This window comes from Peptococcus niger, assembly GCF_900101835.1.
Lineage (GTDB): Bacteria > Bacillota > Peptococcia > Peptococcales > Peptococcaceae > Peptococcus > Peptococcus niger.
In genome coordinates this window covers 185,885-200,515 of sequence record NZ_FNAF01000003.1, presented here as the reverse complement: position 1 = coordinate 200,515, position 14,631 = coordinate 185,885, and the positions used below count along the sequence as shown (strand labels likewise).

Here is a 14,631-nt window from a genome sequence, read left to right as displayed (position 1 = left end):
TTTCTAGCGCTTCAACTCGCCGGTCATGGTGTAGTAAACCCAATGGGCCATATTAACCGTATGGTCCCCAATGCGCTCAAAATATTTGGCAATCAGGATTACTTGAATGGCCAATTCAACGTCATCGGCATCATTCTTGATCTTGGCGACCAGGCTTTGCTGCAAATCACGGTAGAGGCGGTCTATCACTTCATCTGTATCCACAACGGTCTTGGCCAAGTCCAGGTCCTTGCCCACAAAGGCATTGATGACATCGCTCAACATCCGTTCGCCGGCTTCGCCCATTTGCCGCAGGGGGATGCTGTCTGTAGACCCGCAAATATCCGGATGGCGGAGGGTTATTTCAGCAATATTGGCCGCCTGGTCACTGATGCGGTTAACGTCCGTGATCATTTTCAAGGTGCTGGAAACCAGGCGCAGGTCACCGGCAACGGGCTGCTCTTTAAGCAGGATGTTGAGGCAGCGCCGCTCAATGGTTTGGTTCAGGCGTTCTACTTCTGCATTGGCCTCAACAGCCCGCTCGACGACGTCAGGGGTGTGTTCGTTGAGGGCTTTTGTGGCCATGTTAACGGCGTCTTCAGCGTAGCTGACCATCCGGACCAGTTCGCTGTTTAACGCCATGATTTCATTATCTAACCGTTCTCTCATGGGGACCTCCTTAACCGAATCGCCCGGTAATATAGTCTTCTGTGCGTTCATCTTTCGGGTTGGAGAAAAGCTCGTCTGTGAGGTTTTCTTCCACAACTTCACCGAGGAGGAAAAATACCGTGCGATCCGATATGCGAACGGCTTGGTTCATATTATGGGTTACGATGATAATAGTGTAATCCTTTTTCAATTCGGTGACAAGTTGTTCGATGGAGGCGGTGGACAGCGGGTCTAAAGCGCTGGTCGGCTCGTCCATCAAGAGCACTTCCGGCTCAACGGCCAAGGCCCGGGCAATGCACAGCCGTTGGGCCTGTCCGCCGGAGATCCCCAGGGCAGACCTTTTCAGCCGGTCTTTGACCTCGTCCCAAAGGGCCGCGCCACGCAGGGACCGCTCGACAATTTCATCCAGTTCCCGTTTGTTGGTGGTGCCGTGCAGCCGGGGCCCGTAAGCAACGTTGTCGTAAAGGCTCATGGGAAAGGGGTTCGGCTGCTGGAAGACCATGCCGATTCGTTTGCGCAAAGAGGTCAGGTCTACTTTCGGGTCATACATGTCCAGACCGTCGATGGTCAGACTGCCGGTCACTTTAGCCCCGGGTACCAGGTCGTTCATCCGGTTTAAGCACTTGAGCAGGGATGATTTACCGCAGCCGGACGGGCCGATCAGGGCGGTTATCTGTTTTTCCGGGAAGGCCAGGTTGATCTGCTTGAGGGCTTCAAAGTCCCCGTAGTGCAGGCCAAGGTCGTGGGCTTCTATTTTACCCTTCAGGTCCGGGTCATAGCCGGTGTGAAAACCGTTGGTTGCTGCTCCACCCTTGCCCTGCATGGCTTTCAGCTGGGCCTCTTGAACAGAGGCCTTATCCGGTAAGCCGGCACCGGCTGTCTTTTTTTCTTCAGTCATAGCTGCGCTCCTTTATATGTCTTTCAAACGATCCAGCCGATGGGCAAGGTACCTTGCCAAAAAGCCGAAAATCAGCACCAGCAAGAGCAGGGCTGCTGAGGATACATCGGCCAGAGAGGCCGCATTGGTGGCCAAGGATTCGGTCCGGGAGGACCAAATTTTAAGCGCCAAGGTTTCTGACGGGCGGATTGGATTTAAGGGACAGGTCGGGCTGGACAGGTCCCAGTTGGACCAGTTTAAATCGGTGCTCATCCCGGCCGTGTACAAGAGCGCTGCCGCTTCACCGAAGCAGCGACCGGCCGCCAGAACCACGCCGGTAATCATCCGCGATGCGGCTGTGGGCAGGAGCACCCGGGTAATGGTTTGCCAGCGGGTTGCCCCCAGAGCCAGGCTCCCGGACCGGTAGTGGTCCGGCAGGGCCCGAAAGGCATCTTCCGTAACCGTCGTTAAAAGGGGCAGGTTGATGATGGCTAAGGCCAGGGCCCCGGAGATCATATTCCAGGAGGCGCCAACGTAGAGGATAAAGACCAGGTAGCCGAAGAGGCCGACCACGATGGACGGCAAGGACGACAGGGTCTCAATGGCAATGCGAATGGCCTTGGTCAGCTTGTTCACACCGGCGTATTCGGCCATGTAAATGCCGGCGCCGACGCCCAGCGGCACGCTAAAGAGGAGCGCCAGGAAGACCATGTATATCGTATTGAAAAATTGGTTGCCGATGCCCTCCGGCGTAAAGGACAGAAGCTTCCATTCAAAACCGTGAAAGGCCTTGTAAAAGACGTAGAGGAAGATGGCCGCCAGTAGCAGCAAGGTTGCGCCGGTCAATCCGTAAATAATACCGGTGGCCGCATTATTTGCCCGATGGGCTTTTTTACTGATGGGTGTACTCATGCGCCCTCCTTATTTTTCATGACGACGCTTTTCAAGCATCTGGAATAAATGTACGACAGCAATGCAAATGAGGGCCACGATAAAGAGCAGGAGCGCCATGCTCCACAGGGCCATATTGTATTCGCCGCCTTCTGTGGCGCCGCCCATATCGGTGGCAATGGCGGCGGTTAAGTTGATTGTGGGTGCCAAAATTGAGTCCGGGAAAACACGGCTTTTACCGATGACCATGGCCACCGCCAGGGCTTCACCGAAAGCACGTGCCAATCCCATAATAAGCGCTGTATACAAGCCTGACCGAGCAGCCGGGATGACCACCCGCCAAATGACCTGCCACCGGGTGGACCCCAGGGCATAGGCCGCTGAGCGATAGCTTTTCGGGACCGCCTTTAAGGCGTCGTTCATCAAGGTCGTGATGGTCGGGAAGATCATAAGTCCCAGCACCAACCCTGCCGCTAAAACCGACAATCCGTGGGGCCGATCAAAGAGCTTTGCAATGGCAGGTACCAGGACCGTTAAGCCAACCCACCCGTAAACGACCGAAGGAATGCCCACAAATAATTCAACTGCCGGTTTTATGTACCTGTTGCCGACTTCCGGCTGAAGTTCCGCCATAAAAATGGCCACCGCCAAAGACGGTGGCACAGCCAGCAACAGAGCTAAAGCACAGGTTAGCAGTGAGCCGACAATGTAAACCGCCGAGCCAATTTTCCCGCCGCCGGTGAAATTGTCTTCCGGGCGCCATTCTGATGAGAAGAGAAATTCACTCAGGCTGTGCCCGTACACCGTAAAGCTTTCACTGCCGCGAACAGTCAGGAACAGCGCAATGGCAATGGTCAAAGCGATGATTGAAAAGCCGCAAATCCGTACCGCATTACGGCCCAAGAGTTCTTTAAAATCGCGCATTGCGTCCCCCTATTTCCGGGTATAAACCCTACCGTTCTTCCTTCATTTTAGATGTGATGTTGTAACCTTTTTCTTCCAAGGTTTTACCAAAGGCTTCGCCCATGATAAAGTCGAGGTAGTCTTTGATGACGCCGCTGGGGGCACCCTTGGTGTACATGTGTTCATAGCCCCAGATCGGCCATTCGCCATTATAAGTCGCTTCCAGGCTCGGTTTGACACCGTCAATGCCCAGGGCGGCAACAGCGTCGTTGTTGACCAGGTAAGAGTAAGCCACATAACCGATGGCCCCTTTTTGGTCGGAAATATTTTGCAGCAGGGAACCGCTGTCGTCGGTTTCCAAGGCGCCGTCAATGCCGGATTCGCCGTCCAGGGCGTATTCTTCAAAGAGGGCCCGGGTCCCGGAGGTTTTCGGGCGAACGATCAAGACGATTTCTTCATCCGGGCCGCCGACTTCTTTCCAGTTTTTGATTTTACCGGTGAAAATGCCCTTTAACTGTTCCTTAGTAACATCAGGGACATCTTTTGCCAGGTCTTTGTTGATGACGGGCACCATGGTGATGACGCAAACCTTATGGTCGACCAGGTCTTTGGCCATGCTTTCGTCCAACTTGGCAGAGGCTTCAACGTCAGAGTTTCCGATGTCAACCGTTCCTTCAGCCACTTGTTTTAAGCCGCTGCCGGAGCCGCCGCCGTTGATCGTAATGGAGACATCCGCATTGTCTTTTTTAAATTCGTCAGCAGCTGCTTTGGCCAGGGGCAGGATGGCCGTGGACCCACTTGCGGTAATGCTTTGGGAACCGCCGGAAGCAGCGCCTTCAGCTGCCTCTGACCCGGAGCTTTCATTATTCCCGCCTCCGCCGCAACCGGCAAGCAGGCCAATTGAGAGTGCAGCAACAAGCGTCATGGCAATGAGTTTCATTTTTTTCATTGGTATTTTTCCCTCCTTGGAATTTGTACTTTTATCATAATCTTCAATTGTAAAGTCCATCAGCCGCCTTCTGTAAATATTTAGTAAAATCCGGTTTTTGCCTTTAAAAGGGGATTTCTTGCTATAAAAAAAGACTGATGATGTGCTCTTGACACATCATCAGTCTGCCATGTAAAGTCTTTCCTTTACAAAACTAGTCTTCAATCCAGGCCAAGCCTTCATTGTAAAGACGGTAAAAGTGATGGGTTGGACCGTTGCCCTTGCCGAGGGCCAAGCTGTGGGCAATGGCATCGGTGATATAGGCTTTGGCGCCTTGGACAGCCTCGGCCGGGCTGTGACCGTTGGCCAGGTTGGCGGCAATGGCGCTGGACAGGGTGCAGCCGGTGCCGTGGGTGTTTTTGGTTTGAATCCGGGCGCTTTCAAACCGGTGCACGCTTTGGCCGTCATCTAAAATGTCGATGGCCTCTCCCTCCAGGTGGCCGCCCTTGACCAAGACGGTTTGAGCGCCCATGTCCAATAAAATTTTAGCGGCCTTCCGCATGTCCTCTTCTGTCCGGATGGTCATCCCGGTGAGGACTTCCGCTTCAGGAATATTGGGGGTAAAGACGGTGGCATGGGGCAGGATACCGGTTTTAAACAGGGTCAGGGCTTCCGGGGCCATGAGTTCACTGCCGTCTTTGGCCAGCATGACCGGGTCAATGACGACGTTTTTCGGCCGATGGGCAGCCAGGCCGTCGGCTACGGCCTGCATGGAGGCCTGGGAGGACAGCATGCCGATTTTAACGGCATCCGGTGGAATATCGGTCATAACGCAATCGATCTGGTCCCGGATGACCTGCGGTGAAACATCCATGACCGAGCGGACTTCACAGGTGTTTTCCGCCACGACCGCAACAATAACGCTCATGCCGTAAATGCCATGAGCGGCAAAGGTCTTTAAATCGGCTTGAATGCCGGCGCCGCCGGAGGCATCTGAGCCGGCAATGGTTAGACAAGTTTTCATAATTGCTCCTTTACTGCATCTGTTTTCTTTAAAAGCCCGGAGGCTTCTCTGCCAATACTGTCATCATACCCGCTAGCCGGTGAAAGCGCAAGTTGTTCCGGGCGCAAAAAAAGCACGCTGCCGCAGCAACGTGCTGATAAGGGTCGGTCCTATGCCAGGTCTTCCGGGTGGGTGGCGCACCAGGCAATGGGCTTCAGCCCGTCGGCCTCCAGGTAGGCATTGGCCCGGGAAAAGGGCCGGGAGCCGAAGAAACCGCGATGGGCGGACAAGGGGCTCGGATGAGGGCTTTTGATGATGTGGTGCTGGTGGCCGATCAAGGGGATCTTGCTTTGGGCGTGAGACCCCCAGAGGATGAACACCATGGGGGTCTGGCGCTCAGCCAGGGCCCGGATGATGGCATCTGTCAGCTGCTCCCAACCGTGACCGGCGTGGCTTTTCGGCCGGCCGTCCGCCACGGTCAAGGTGGTGTTGAGCAGGAGCACCCCCTGCTGGGCCCAACCCAGGAGATAGCCATCGGTGGGCGCAGGGCAGCCCAAATCACTGTGCAGCTCTATGAAGATATTGCGCAAGGAGGGCGGCACCCGGACGCCGGGCTGGACGGAAAAGGCCAGGCCATGGGCTTGACCGGCGCCATGATAGGGGTCCTGGCCCAAGATAACCACGCGCACGGCTTCATAAGGGGTTTCATGCAAGGCGGTGTAAATGGCATCCATCGGCGGAAAAACCCGTTCCTGCCGGTAGGCCTTTTTTAAAAATTCCCGCAGGGCCTGGTAATAGGGCTGGTCAAACTCCCCTGCCAGTACGCCCTGCCAATCGTTGTGCAAAAATGCCTTCATAAGCCTTTCACCGACCCGCGGTTCCGCGCCAGGGGATCCAGGCGGCGTTCCAAAAGGCCCAAGCCCAAGTCGGCAAGAATGGCCATGACCGCACAGGGCACAGCCCCTGCTAAAATAATGGCGCCGCCATCGGCCACATTAATGCCTCGGCTGATGATATCCCCCAAGCCGCCGGCGCCGATAAAGGTACCGATGGCCGTAATGCCGATGGCCAGGACCAGGGCATTGCGCACACCGCCCATAATTACAGACAGGGACAGGGGCAATTCCACCTTCAACCGCACTTGCCAGGGGTTCATGCCCATGCCTTTGGCGGTGTCAATCAGGCCGGCATCAATATTGCGCACACCGGTGTAGGTGTTTTTCAAGATGGGCAAGATGGAGTAGAGAAAGACGGTCAGGACAACCGTCGTCGTCCCCAGGCCAAAGCCCAGCATCAGGATGGAGAGCATGGCCAGGGAAGGAATGGTCTGGATCACATTGGCAAGGCCGATCAGCCAATTGGCCATTTTGGTCCGTCTGGCAATGGCGAAGCCTGCCGGGATGGAGATCAGGGCGGCAAACAAGACCCCGTATAGGGAAATCAGGAAATGGCGCAGAAACTGCAGCCAAAGGTAGCCGCTGTTGTCGTTATAATAGGTCAGCAAATCTTGCAACATGCCCATTAAGCAGCCTCCTTCCCCTTATTCTCAAAGTAATTGTTTTCCTTTAAAAAATCTTTAGCAACGGTGTAGGGTTCCACATGGTCTTCGTCAGACCGCCGATTTAATTTTTGCATGGTTTCCGAAGTAATAATCCCGTTCATCCGTCGCAGGACGCCGTCCAATTCCGGGTATTTTTGCAAGACCGCATGGGTGGCCACCGGGCTGGCATCGTAGGGTGGGAACAGATGGCGGTCGTCTTCCAAGAGAACCAGGTCAAAGGCGTTAATCCGCCCGTCTGTGGAATAACCGAGGACACAGTCCACTTCACCGGCATTAACCGCCCCATACACGAGGCCCAGTTCCATGGAGTGCATGTTTTTAAAAGAAAAGCCGTAAATTTTTTGAAAGGCTTCATACCCGTCGCCTTCACGCCGCAGCCAGTGGGTGTCTACCCCTACCTTGAGGGTATCTTTCAGGCGTTCCAAATCGCTGACCTTGGTCAGGTGTTCCCGTTCCGCCAGGTCCCGGGCCACCATAAAGGCATAGGTATTGGCAAAGCCGAAAGAATCGTACCACTTGCAGTCAAACTTTTGGTCGTATCCGTCCACGACGGCTTTAAAGGCTTTTTTCGGGTCAGTAATGGGCGGCATGTTCAATTCGCCGGTCAAGGAAGTCCCGGTGTACATGCAACCGGCCACATTGGCGTCACCCCGTACCAGGGATTGGTTGACCAAGGTGGCAGAGCCCAGGTTGTTGATGACGGAAACGTTCACATCCGGCATATAATGACGGATCATTTCAGCGGTCATCTCACTCATAATCTGCCGCTCCGCATAACTGCCGCTGGCCACGACAATGCCGGACCGGGTTGAAGTCCCCAGACCGGGCAGGGCACAGCCGGCGGTTAGCAAAAAAGTCAGGGCCAAAAGGCCGGCAATCCATTTTTTTAAAGTCATCAAGACGCCGCCTCCTTTTCTACCCGACTCCTGGTCCGCGGGGTCACTGCTTTTTCCAGAAGGCCCAGCAGGACATCTGCCAAAAGCGCCAAAAGGGTCACCGGGATGGTGCCTAAAATAATCATATTTTTATTGTACACATTCAGCCCGGTAAAGATGAAATCCCCCAGGCCGCCGGCCCCGATATAAGAGGCCAGGGCCGCCCAGGCAATCACATAAATGCCCGACAAGCGAACGCCGGACATAATGACCGGTGCCGCCAAAGGCAAGCGGACGCGGACCATCCGCTGGTGACGGGTCAACCCCATGCCCCGCGCCGCATCAACAATATTCGGCGACACACTGTTGAGCCCTAGAAAGGTATTGCGCAAAATGGGCAATAAAGAGTAAATGAACAGGGCCACAATCGCCGGCACCCGCCCCACCCCGAAAAGGGGAATCATCAGCGCCAAGAGGGCCAGAGACGGGATGGTCTGCAAAATAGAGGCAAAGCCGATGATCGGTCCGGAAAAGCGGCGAAACTGGGTCAAAAACATGCCCAAGGGAATGGCCACCGCGGCCCCAAGGCCCAGGGCAATCGCCGAGATGAGAAAATGTTCCCCCGTTTTTTGCAGGAGCAGGCCGGCATTATCGACTAGAAAAGTCCACATGGGCTAGGCCTCCCTTGTATCGGTCGTCTCATCGGTGGACGTCATCTGCACGATATCTTTACCGATGCAGCAGTCGTCATCGTCTCCCCACATGCTGTCGTAAATTAAATCCACCACAATGGCACGGGTAATAATGCCCGTCAGCCGATTTTGGTCGTCAACCACAGCCAAGTTCTTAAAGCCCAGCGTGTTGATGACGTAAATGGCTTCGCGGACCACTTCATCTTCCGGCAGATAGTAGCAGTCTTTCATATGATCCCGGACTGTGCCCTTTAATTGACGGATGTGCTCGACTTCAAAAATATCCAAATAGCCAATCAAAACGCCATCCGAATCCGTCACAAAGAGGGAGTCCACTCGTTTTTCACGCATCAGCAAAACAGCCTCTCTAAGGCTCGCATCAGGGCCGATGGTGATGGGCTTGGTGTACATGATCTCTTTCACGGTAGAAATGTTAAACTGCGCCTGCCGCAACCGGTCTTCGCCGATGAGGTCAGTAACAAATTCATTGGCCGGATGGGCAAGAATATCGTTGGGGCTCCCCTTTTGCACCACCTTGCCGTGGTCCATGATGACAATTTGATCCGCCAGGGTCAAGGCTTCGTCCATATCGTGGGTAACAAAAACAACCGTCTTGCCCATTTCCTGCTGCAGGCGTTTGACCAGGTTTTGCAGCGAATCCCGCGTAATGGGATCCAGAGCGCCAAAGGGTTCGTCCATCAGGATGATCTCCTGGTCCGCAGCCAGGGCGCGAATCACACCGACACGCTGTTGCTGGCCGCCGGAAAGCTCATTGGGGTACAAATCCAAATAACTTTCCGGCAGATTCACCCGTTTCATTAATTTCAGCGCCACTTCACGCATTTTTTCTTCCGGCCATTTTAACAACTTCGGCACCATAACGATGTTTTCGTAAATCGTCATATGGGGCATGAGACCTATTTGCTGAATCACATAACCAATCTGCCGCCGCAGCGCCACTTCGTTGATATCTGTGGTCGCCTTGCCGTCAATCAAGACTTGACCGCCGGTAGGGTCAATCATCCGGTTAATCATGCGCAGGCAAGTGGTTTTACCACTGCCGCTCGTACCGATAAAAACGTTAAAAGATCCGTCTTCCAAAACAAGGTTAACATCTTTTACCGCAACGGTATTGCCGGGATAAATTTTTTCAACATTTTTGAATTCTATCATCAGCCGGCTCCTTTCTCCTGTGGAGTTTAATAGTTCTTATCTCTTTTATTTTTTTAAGGCATATTCATAATAACATAAAATGACCCGTCTGCCAATAAAAAATACGATTTTAACACTTTTTAGTTAATTATCCTCTGCTTTTAAATATAAAAAAGCCGATTCCAAAAGGAATCGGCTTTTATCCTGCGGCGGATACCGCCGTCTTTATTTTACATAAACAGTGAGCTGGCGTCTGTCATCGACAGATCAACGGCCGGCCCGAAGACAAGCCCTAAGACCAGGCTCATAACCACGCACACGACCAAAGCAACGAGAATGCCCTTGCTCATGGAAACGTGTTTCAAGTCGGCGTCTTCCGCCGGTTTGGTTACATACATGGCCTTTACCACCAGGAAGTAGTAGTAGACGCTGATCATACTCATCAGCAAGGCAATCAAGGCAACCAAGAGGTATTCTGCCTGAATGGTCGCAGTGAACAGCAGGAATTTCCCGATAAAACCACCCATGGGCGGGAGCCCGCCTAAGGAGACCAAGAAAACAAACATCGCTGCGGCCAAAAACGGGGCGCGACTGCTCATGCCAATGTAATCGTCCCGCCAGGTGCTGTCCAGTTTTTCTTCCCAGGCACTCACCACAATGAAGGCGCCGGTATTGGCAAACACATAGGCGGTGATGTAGTACATCATGGCCATGGCGCCGAAATGGCTGGCGGCTAAAATCCCCAAGAGCAAGTAACCGACTTGCGCAATGGAAGAATATGCCAGCATCCGCTTGACGTCCTTCTGAACAATGGCAACCAAGTTACCGAAGATAACCGACAAGAGGGCCAGGGCCACGAGAACCGGTGCCCACATTTCCTGGTAATCCGGGAAGAGGATGATCAGAACCCGGGCTAAAAGGGCCAAGGCCGCTGCCTTAGAACCGACGGCCAAAAAGCCGGCTACCGGCGTCGGTGCTGCCTGATAAATATCCGGTGCCCACATATGGAAGGGCACGGCGCTGATCTTAAAGGCAAAGCCGGAGACAATCATCAAAATCCCCATCATGAGGAAGGGCGATTGAGCGCTGATCCCTTGACCGGCGACCATATCGGCAAAAATAGTCGTTCCGAAATAGCCGTATACCACGCTCATACCAAAGAGCATGACGGCAGAAGACATGGCCGATAAGATCAAATACTTCATGCCGCCTTCTGTGGCCAAGTTATCGTAATGCACAAAGGCAATCAAGACGATAAAGCTCATGGTCATCACTTCTAAGCCCAGGTACATGGTGATGAGGTCGCCGGCGGCGGCAAAGACCATCATCCCCAGCAGGCAGAAGTTCAAAAGGGCAAAGAATTCAGCTTTACGATAGCCCAATTTGTCCACATAACTGATGGAGGCCAGCTGAACCAAAATGGCTGAAATCAAGATAATCACGCGAAAATACGTTGCGTAGGTATCAATGTAGAGCATTCTGCCCCATGTCAACACGCCTTCCGGCGGGTTAAGGAGCATGATGACAATAGTGGCCGCCAACCAAGCAATGGAGAGGTAACCGTAAACCTTGCCCTGCCGGCACCCGGTGACCAGCTTAAGGATGATCAGCAGGATGGCCAAAACGACGACGGAAAGTTCCGGGAAAATATTAGCAAAGAATCCCATTAGAAAATCCCTCCCATCGTGGATTGTGATAATTTAACCAACATCGGTGCGACACCGGATTGAACCATATCCGTAATGTGGTAAGGCCAAAGACCAAAGGCCAGGAGCCCGCCCAAGAGAACGATTGGTGCAACCAGGTAAATGCCGTGAATATCACGCAGATAATCCCATTGCGGATCGCGCGGGCCCATGAACATCCGGCGCACAGCGCGCAAGCAGTAGGTGGCCGTAATGACGATCCCGCTGATGGCAATGATGGACAAGACCTTGTAGCTGATGAAGCCGAAAATAACTTTTTCAGAGGTAAAGGAACCCATGAAAATCAGGAATTCAGCCACAAAGTTGAACATACCCGGTAAGCCTAAGCAGGCCAGAGAAACCATGCTGAAGGCAACGGCCATTCTTGGCATTTGCTTGGCCAGCCCCTGGAAACGGGTCAGGTCGCGGGTACCGGCCTGGTGGTAAATATAGCCAATGAGCGCAAAATAGCAGCTCGTCATCAAGCCATGGGCAACCATTTGGCTGACAGCCCCGGACAGGGACAGGGCGTTTAAGGTCGCTACCCCTAAGAGGATGTAGCCCATATGGCTCACGCAGGCATACCCGACGAGGAGCTTCAAGTCGTGTTGCACCAGGGCGATGCAGGCCCCGTAAACAATGTTCACCATACACAAAATGGCAATTACCGGCGCCCAGAAATGGGCCCCATCCGGGAAGCAGGAAACGGCCAGACGAATCAGCCCGTAACCCCCCAGCTTAACGATAACGCCGGCGTGGAGCATGGAAACAGCCGTCGGTGCGGCAGCATACCCCAAGGGGCTCCAGGTGTGGAAGGGGAACATTTTAACCAGGAAGCCAAGCCCAAGGGCCATTAAGCCGTAGACGAAAATTTGCAAGTCAACCGGATAGTCAATGTTAAAGAGCGTTTGCATGTCCAAGGTGTAAGCGCCGAGTACATCCGGTTGTGCCGCATACAGGTACATGCTGATGATGCCAATCAAGACAAAAACTGAACCGATCAGCAAGTAAAGGACCAATTTCATAGCGGCGTATTCTTTGCGCTTGGAGCCCCAAATCCCGATGAGCGGGTACATGGGCACCAGGGCAAATTCGAAGAAAATATAGAAGAAGAGGAGGTTTTGCGTTAAGAAAACGCCGTAAACCCCGGTCACCAGGATCATCAAGAAAATGTAGAATTCCTTGACCCGCATGTCCATGTCAAAGGAAATGCAGGTCCCGGCGAAGATGATTAAACTGGTCAACAGCACCAAGGGCATGGATATACCGTCAACTGCCATAATGTAGTTGATGCCCAAATCCTTTACCACCGGGATATTTTCCGAGAATTGGAACCCGCCGGCTGCCACATCATAGCTGATGAAGCAGTATAAGCTGAGCAGCAAATTGGCACCCATCATAACAATCGGCACCTTTTTCAACAAACTCAGATTGCTTTCCGGAATAAAGAACACAATGAGCGCCGTTAAAATCGGCATAAAACAAATGACTGATAAAATCGGGAAGCCCATTTATATCCCTCCCAACATCGGAATAGCTTTCCACAGGACCAAGATGATCACAGCAGCAAACATGACCAGAGCATAGGTCTGTAGATTCCCGGTCTCTGTGCGACGCAATTTCGACCCGCTCCACTTGGTTACCACTGTCAAGAAGTCGAGGAAACCGTCAATGATGACTTCATCAAAGAACTTGCAGAACTTGGAAAAGCCGAGTACGAGCTGATGGAAAACCCAGCCGTAAAATTCGTCCACATAGTACCGATTGTACAGGATGGTATAAATGCCGCTGAAACGCTGGGCAACAGCTGCAGCGGAAATGGTTTTCTTGTAATAAACCAGGTAGGCCAGGAAAATCCCGCCGAAAGCCATAAGGGTTGAAACGGTGATGACAAACCAATTCGCTTCCGGATGATGCGCCTGTCCGTAAAAAATATAGGACGCGAAACCATTTTGAATAAAGGGGGCGCCTACAAAGCCGCCGAAAATGGCGAATACCGCCAGGATGATCAGCGGAGTGGTCATCGTTGCCGGGCATTCATGCAAATGCCGGCTCTTATCCGTTTTGTTTTCGCCGAAGAAGGTCCGGAAGACCAGGCGGAACATGTAGAAGGAGGTCATAAAGGCCACCACTTCTGCCACCACAAAGGATATATAATGGCCGTTGGTAAAGGCCGTAGCGATGATTTCATCTTTTGACCAGAAGCCGGCAAAGGGGACAATCCCGCACAAGGCCAGGGTCCCAATCATAAAGGTCCAGGTCGTTTTGGGCATATGCTTACGCAAGCCGCCCATAAAGGCCATATCATTAGAGCCCACCACATGGATAATGCAGCCGGCGCCTAAGAAGAGCAGGGCTTTGAAGAAGGCGTGGGTGCCCAAGTGGAACATGGCCGCGGTCATTGACCCTAAGCCGACGGCCATGACCATATAGCCCAGCTGGCTCAGCGTTGAAAAGGCCAGAACCCGCTTAATGTCATTGTTAACCAAGGCCATGGAGGCCGCAAAGATGGCTGTAAAGCCACCGATGGCCATAACCACAGTCATCGCTGCGGTAGAGGCGGAAAAGAGTACAAACTGACGGCTCAGCAGGTAAACCCCGGCAGCAACCATCGTTGCCGCATGGATTAATGCAGAAACCGGCGTGGGCCCTTCCATGGCATCCGGCAGCCACACGTGGAAGGGGAATTGAGCACTTTTACCGATGGGCCCGACGAAGACCAGGATGGCCGCAACAGTAATGAAAAGCGTTCCCTGTTCAGCGGGAATTTTTTCAGCCAGCTCAGTAAAGTTAAAGGTGCCAAAGAAGGCATAGAGCATAAAGAAGCCGACCATAAAGCCGAAGTCGGCAATACGGTTAAACAAAAATGCTTTTTGACTGGCGGCAGCCGCGCTGAACGTTTGGTAGTAAAAACCGATGAGCAAGTAGGAGCACAGCCCCACCAGTTCCCAACCAATGAAAATCATGAAATAGTTGTTGGCCAAAACCAAGATCAGCATGGAGGCCACAAAAATCGACAGGTAGGTGAAAAAACGCGGTGTTCCCGGGTCCCCTTCCATGTAACCAATGGAATAAATGGCTACCAGCAAGGAAATCACCGTTACCACAAACAACATCATCGCTGTCAGCGGGTCCATTAAAACACCGAGATCAATGGTAATCCCCGGAATTTGAATCCATGTCAGCGCATATTCAATAGGCGATGTCATGGTAACCGCTTTTTGCACGTAAACTTCATAAGCGATGCCAATCGCAATCACAACGTCAACTGCAAAACCGGCAATGACCAACCCAATGGTGAGCGGTTTGCTCTTTTGGGTGAAAAGCCCGGTTACGGCAAAAACGGCAAGGGGAATAATTGGCAGCAGCCAAGCGAGATAAATCCAAAACCAAGATGCTTCAGTCATTATTCTTCT

General features: G+C 52.9%; 14 protein-coding genes. All 14 read right to left on the bottom strand.

The window, feature by feature from the left end; genetic code table 11:
- Nucleotides 1-3: 3 nt before the first annotated feature.
- Entirely contained in the window at nt 4-648 is a 645-nt protein-coding gene (gene phoU / locus BLQ16_RS03815; RefSeq protein WP_159427975.1) for a phosphate signaling complex protein PhoU, read from the bottom strand.
- A 10-nt stretch (nt 649-658) separates the two neighbouring features.
- The gene (gene pstB, locus BLQ16_RS03810; protein WP_423230816.1) at nt 659-1,546 is read right to left on the bottom strand and encodes a phosphate ABC transporter ATP-binding protein PstB; all 888 of its coding nucleotides are present in this window, start codon (nt 1,544-1,546) and stop codon (nt 659-661) included.
- Nucleotides 1,547-1,558: 12 nt separating this feature from the next.
- Nucleotides 1,559-2,437: a phosphate ABC transporter permease PstA gene (gene pstA / locus BLQ16_RS03805; RefSeq protein WP_091791415.1), complete on the bottom strand. Its 879-nt coding sequence runs from the start codon at nt 2,435-2,437 to the stop codon at nt 1,559-1,561.
- A gap of 9 nt (nt 2,438-2,446) precedes the next feature.
- Entirely contained in the window at nt 2,447-3,340 is an 894-nt protein-coding gene (gene pstC, locus BLQ16_RS03800) for a phosphate ABC transporter permease subunit PstC (protein ID WP_091791414.1), read from the bottom strand.
- Nucleotides 3,341-3,368: 28 nt separating this feature from the next.
- Nucleotides 3,369-4,268, bottom strand: a complete 900-nt coding sequence (locus BLQ16_RS03795; RefSeq protein WP_091791469.1) for a phosphate ABC transporter substrate-binding protein — start codon at nt 4,266-4,268, stop codon at nt 3,369-3,371.
- 193 nt (nt 4,269-4,461) lie between these two features.
- Entirely contained in the window at nt 4,462-5,271 is an 810-nt protein-coding gene (gene thiD, locus BLQ16_RS03790; protein ID WP_091791413.1) for a bifunctional hydroxymethylpyrimidine kinase/phosphomethylpyrimidine kinase, read from the bottom strand.
- Nucleotides 5,272-5,420: 149 nt separating this feature from the next.
- Nucleotides 5,421-6,107, bottom strand: a complete 687-nt coding sequence (locus BLQ16_RS03785) for a uracil-DNA glycosylase (protein ID WP_091791412.1) — start codon at nt 6,105-6,107, stop codon at nt 5,421-5,423.
- Nucleotides 6,104-6,772: an ABC transporter permease gene (locus tag BLQ16_RS03780; RefSeq protein WP_091791411.1), complete on the bottom strand. Its 669-nt coding sequence runs from the start codon at nt 6,770-6,772 to the stop codon at nt 6,104-6,106. The genes BLQ16_RS03785 and BLQ16_RS03780 overlap by 4 nt, the downstream gene beginning before the upstream one ends.
- Nucleotides 6,772-7,707, bottom strand: a complete 936-nt coding sequence (locus BLQ16_RS03775; RefSeq protein ID WP_091791410.1) for an osmoprotectant ABC transporter substrate-binding protein — start codon at nt 7,705-7,707, stop codon at nt 6,772-6,774. Before BLQ16_RS03775 ends, BLQ16_RS03780 begins: the two co-directional genes overlap by 1 nt.
- Nucleotides 7,707-8,357 (bottom strand): ABC transporter permease, encoded by a 651-nt coding sequence (locus tag BLQ16_RS03770; RefSeq protein ID WP_091791409.1) that lies wholly within the window; start codon nt 8,355-8,357, stop codon nt 7,707-7,709. Before BLQ16_RS03770 ends, BLQ16_RS03775 begins: the two co-directional genes overlap by 1 nt.
- 3 nt (nt 8,358-8,360) lie before the next feature.
- Entirely contained in the window at nt 8,361-9,551 is a 1,191-nt protein-coding gene (locus BLQ16_RS03765; RefSeq protein ID WP_091791408.1) for an ABC transporter ATP-binding protein, read from the bottom strand.
- 209 nt (nt 9,552-9,760) lie between these two features.
- The gene (locus tag BLQ16_RS03760; protein WP_091791407.1) at nt 9,761-11,197 is read right to left on the bottom strand and encodes an NADH-quinone oxidoreductase subunit N; all 1,437 of its coding nucleotides are present in this window, start codon (nt 11,195-11,197) and stop codon (nt 9,761-9,763) included.
- Complete coding sequence (locus tag BLQ16_RS03755; RefSeq protein ID WP_091791406.1) at nt 11,197-12,726, bottom strand: complex I subunit 4 family protein; 1,530 nt, start codon at nt 12,724-12,726, stop codon at nt 11,197-11,199. The genes BLQ16_RS03760 and BLQ16_RS03755 overlap by 1 nt, the downstream gene beginning before the upstream one ends.
- The gene (gene nuoL / locus BLQ16_RS03750; RefSeq protein WP_091791405.1) at nt 12,727-14,622 is read right to left on the bottom strand and encodes an NADH-quinone oxidoreductase subunit L; all 1,896 of its coding nucleotides are present in this window, start codon (nt 14,620-14,622) and stop codon (nt 12,727-12,729) included.
- Between the last annotated feature and the right edge of the window lie 9 nt (nt 14,623-14,631).

Excerpts from the sequence above, each read along its gene's own strand:
- phoU (WP_159427975.1), bottom strand. The coding sequence starts at position 648 with ATGAGAGAACGGTTAGATAATGAAATCATGGCGTTAAACAGCGAACTG.
- pstB (WP_423230816.1), bottom strand. The coding sequence starts at position 1,546 with ATGACTGAAGAAAAAAAGACAGCCGGTGCCGGCTTACCGGATAAGGCC.
- pstA (WP_091791415.1), bottom strand. The coding sequence starts at position 2,437 with ATGAGTACACCCATCAGTAAAAAAGCCCATCGGGCAAATAATGCGGCC.
- pstC (WP_091791414.1), bottom strand. The coding sequence starts at position 3,340 with ATGCGCGATTTTAAAGAACTCTTGGGCCGTAATGCGGTACGGATTTGC.
- BLQ16_RS03795 (WP_091791469.1), bottom strand. The coding sequence starts at position 4,268 with ATGAAAAAAATGAAACTCATTGCCATGACGCTTGTTGCTGCACTCTCA.
- thiD (WP_091791413.1), bottom strand. The coding sequence starts at position 5,271 with ATGAAAACTTGTCTAACCATTGCCGGCTCAGATGCCTCCGGCGGCGCC.
- BLQ16_RS03785 (WP_091791412.1), bottom strand. The coding sequence starts at position 6,107 with ATGAAGGCATTTTTGCACAACGATTGGCAGGGCGTACTGGCAGGGGAG.
- BLQ16_RS03780 (WP_091791411.1), bottom strand. The coding sequence starts at position 6,772 with ATGGGCATGTTGCAAGATTTGCTGACCTATTATAACGACAACAGCGGC.
- BLQ16_RS03775 (WP_091791410.1), bottom strand. The coding sequence starts at position 7,707 with ATGACTTTAAAAAAATGGATTGCCGGCCTTTTGGCCCTGACTTTTTTG.
- BLQ16_RS03770 (WP_091791409.1), bottom strand. The coding sequence starts at position 8,357 with ATGTGGACTTTTCTAGTCGATAATGCCGGCCTGCTCCTGCAAAAAACG.
- BLQ16_RS03765 (WP_091791408.1), bottom strand. The coding sequence starts at position 9,551 with ATGATAGAATTCAAAAATGTTGAAAAAATTTATCCCGGCAATACCGTT.
- BLQ16_RS03760 (WP_091791407.1), bottom strand. The coding sequence starts at position 11,197 with ATGGGATTCTTTGCTAATATTTTCCCGGAACTTTCCGTCGTCGTTTTG.
- BLQ16_RS03755 (WP_091791406.1), bottom strand. The coding sequence starts at position 12,726 with ATGGGCTTCCCGATTTTATCAGTCATTTGTTTTATGCCGATTTTAACG.
- nuoL (WP_091791405.1), bottom strand. The coding sequence starts at position 14,622 with ATGACTGAAGCATCTTGGTTTTGGATTTATCTCGCTTGGCTGCTGCCA.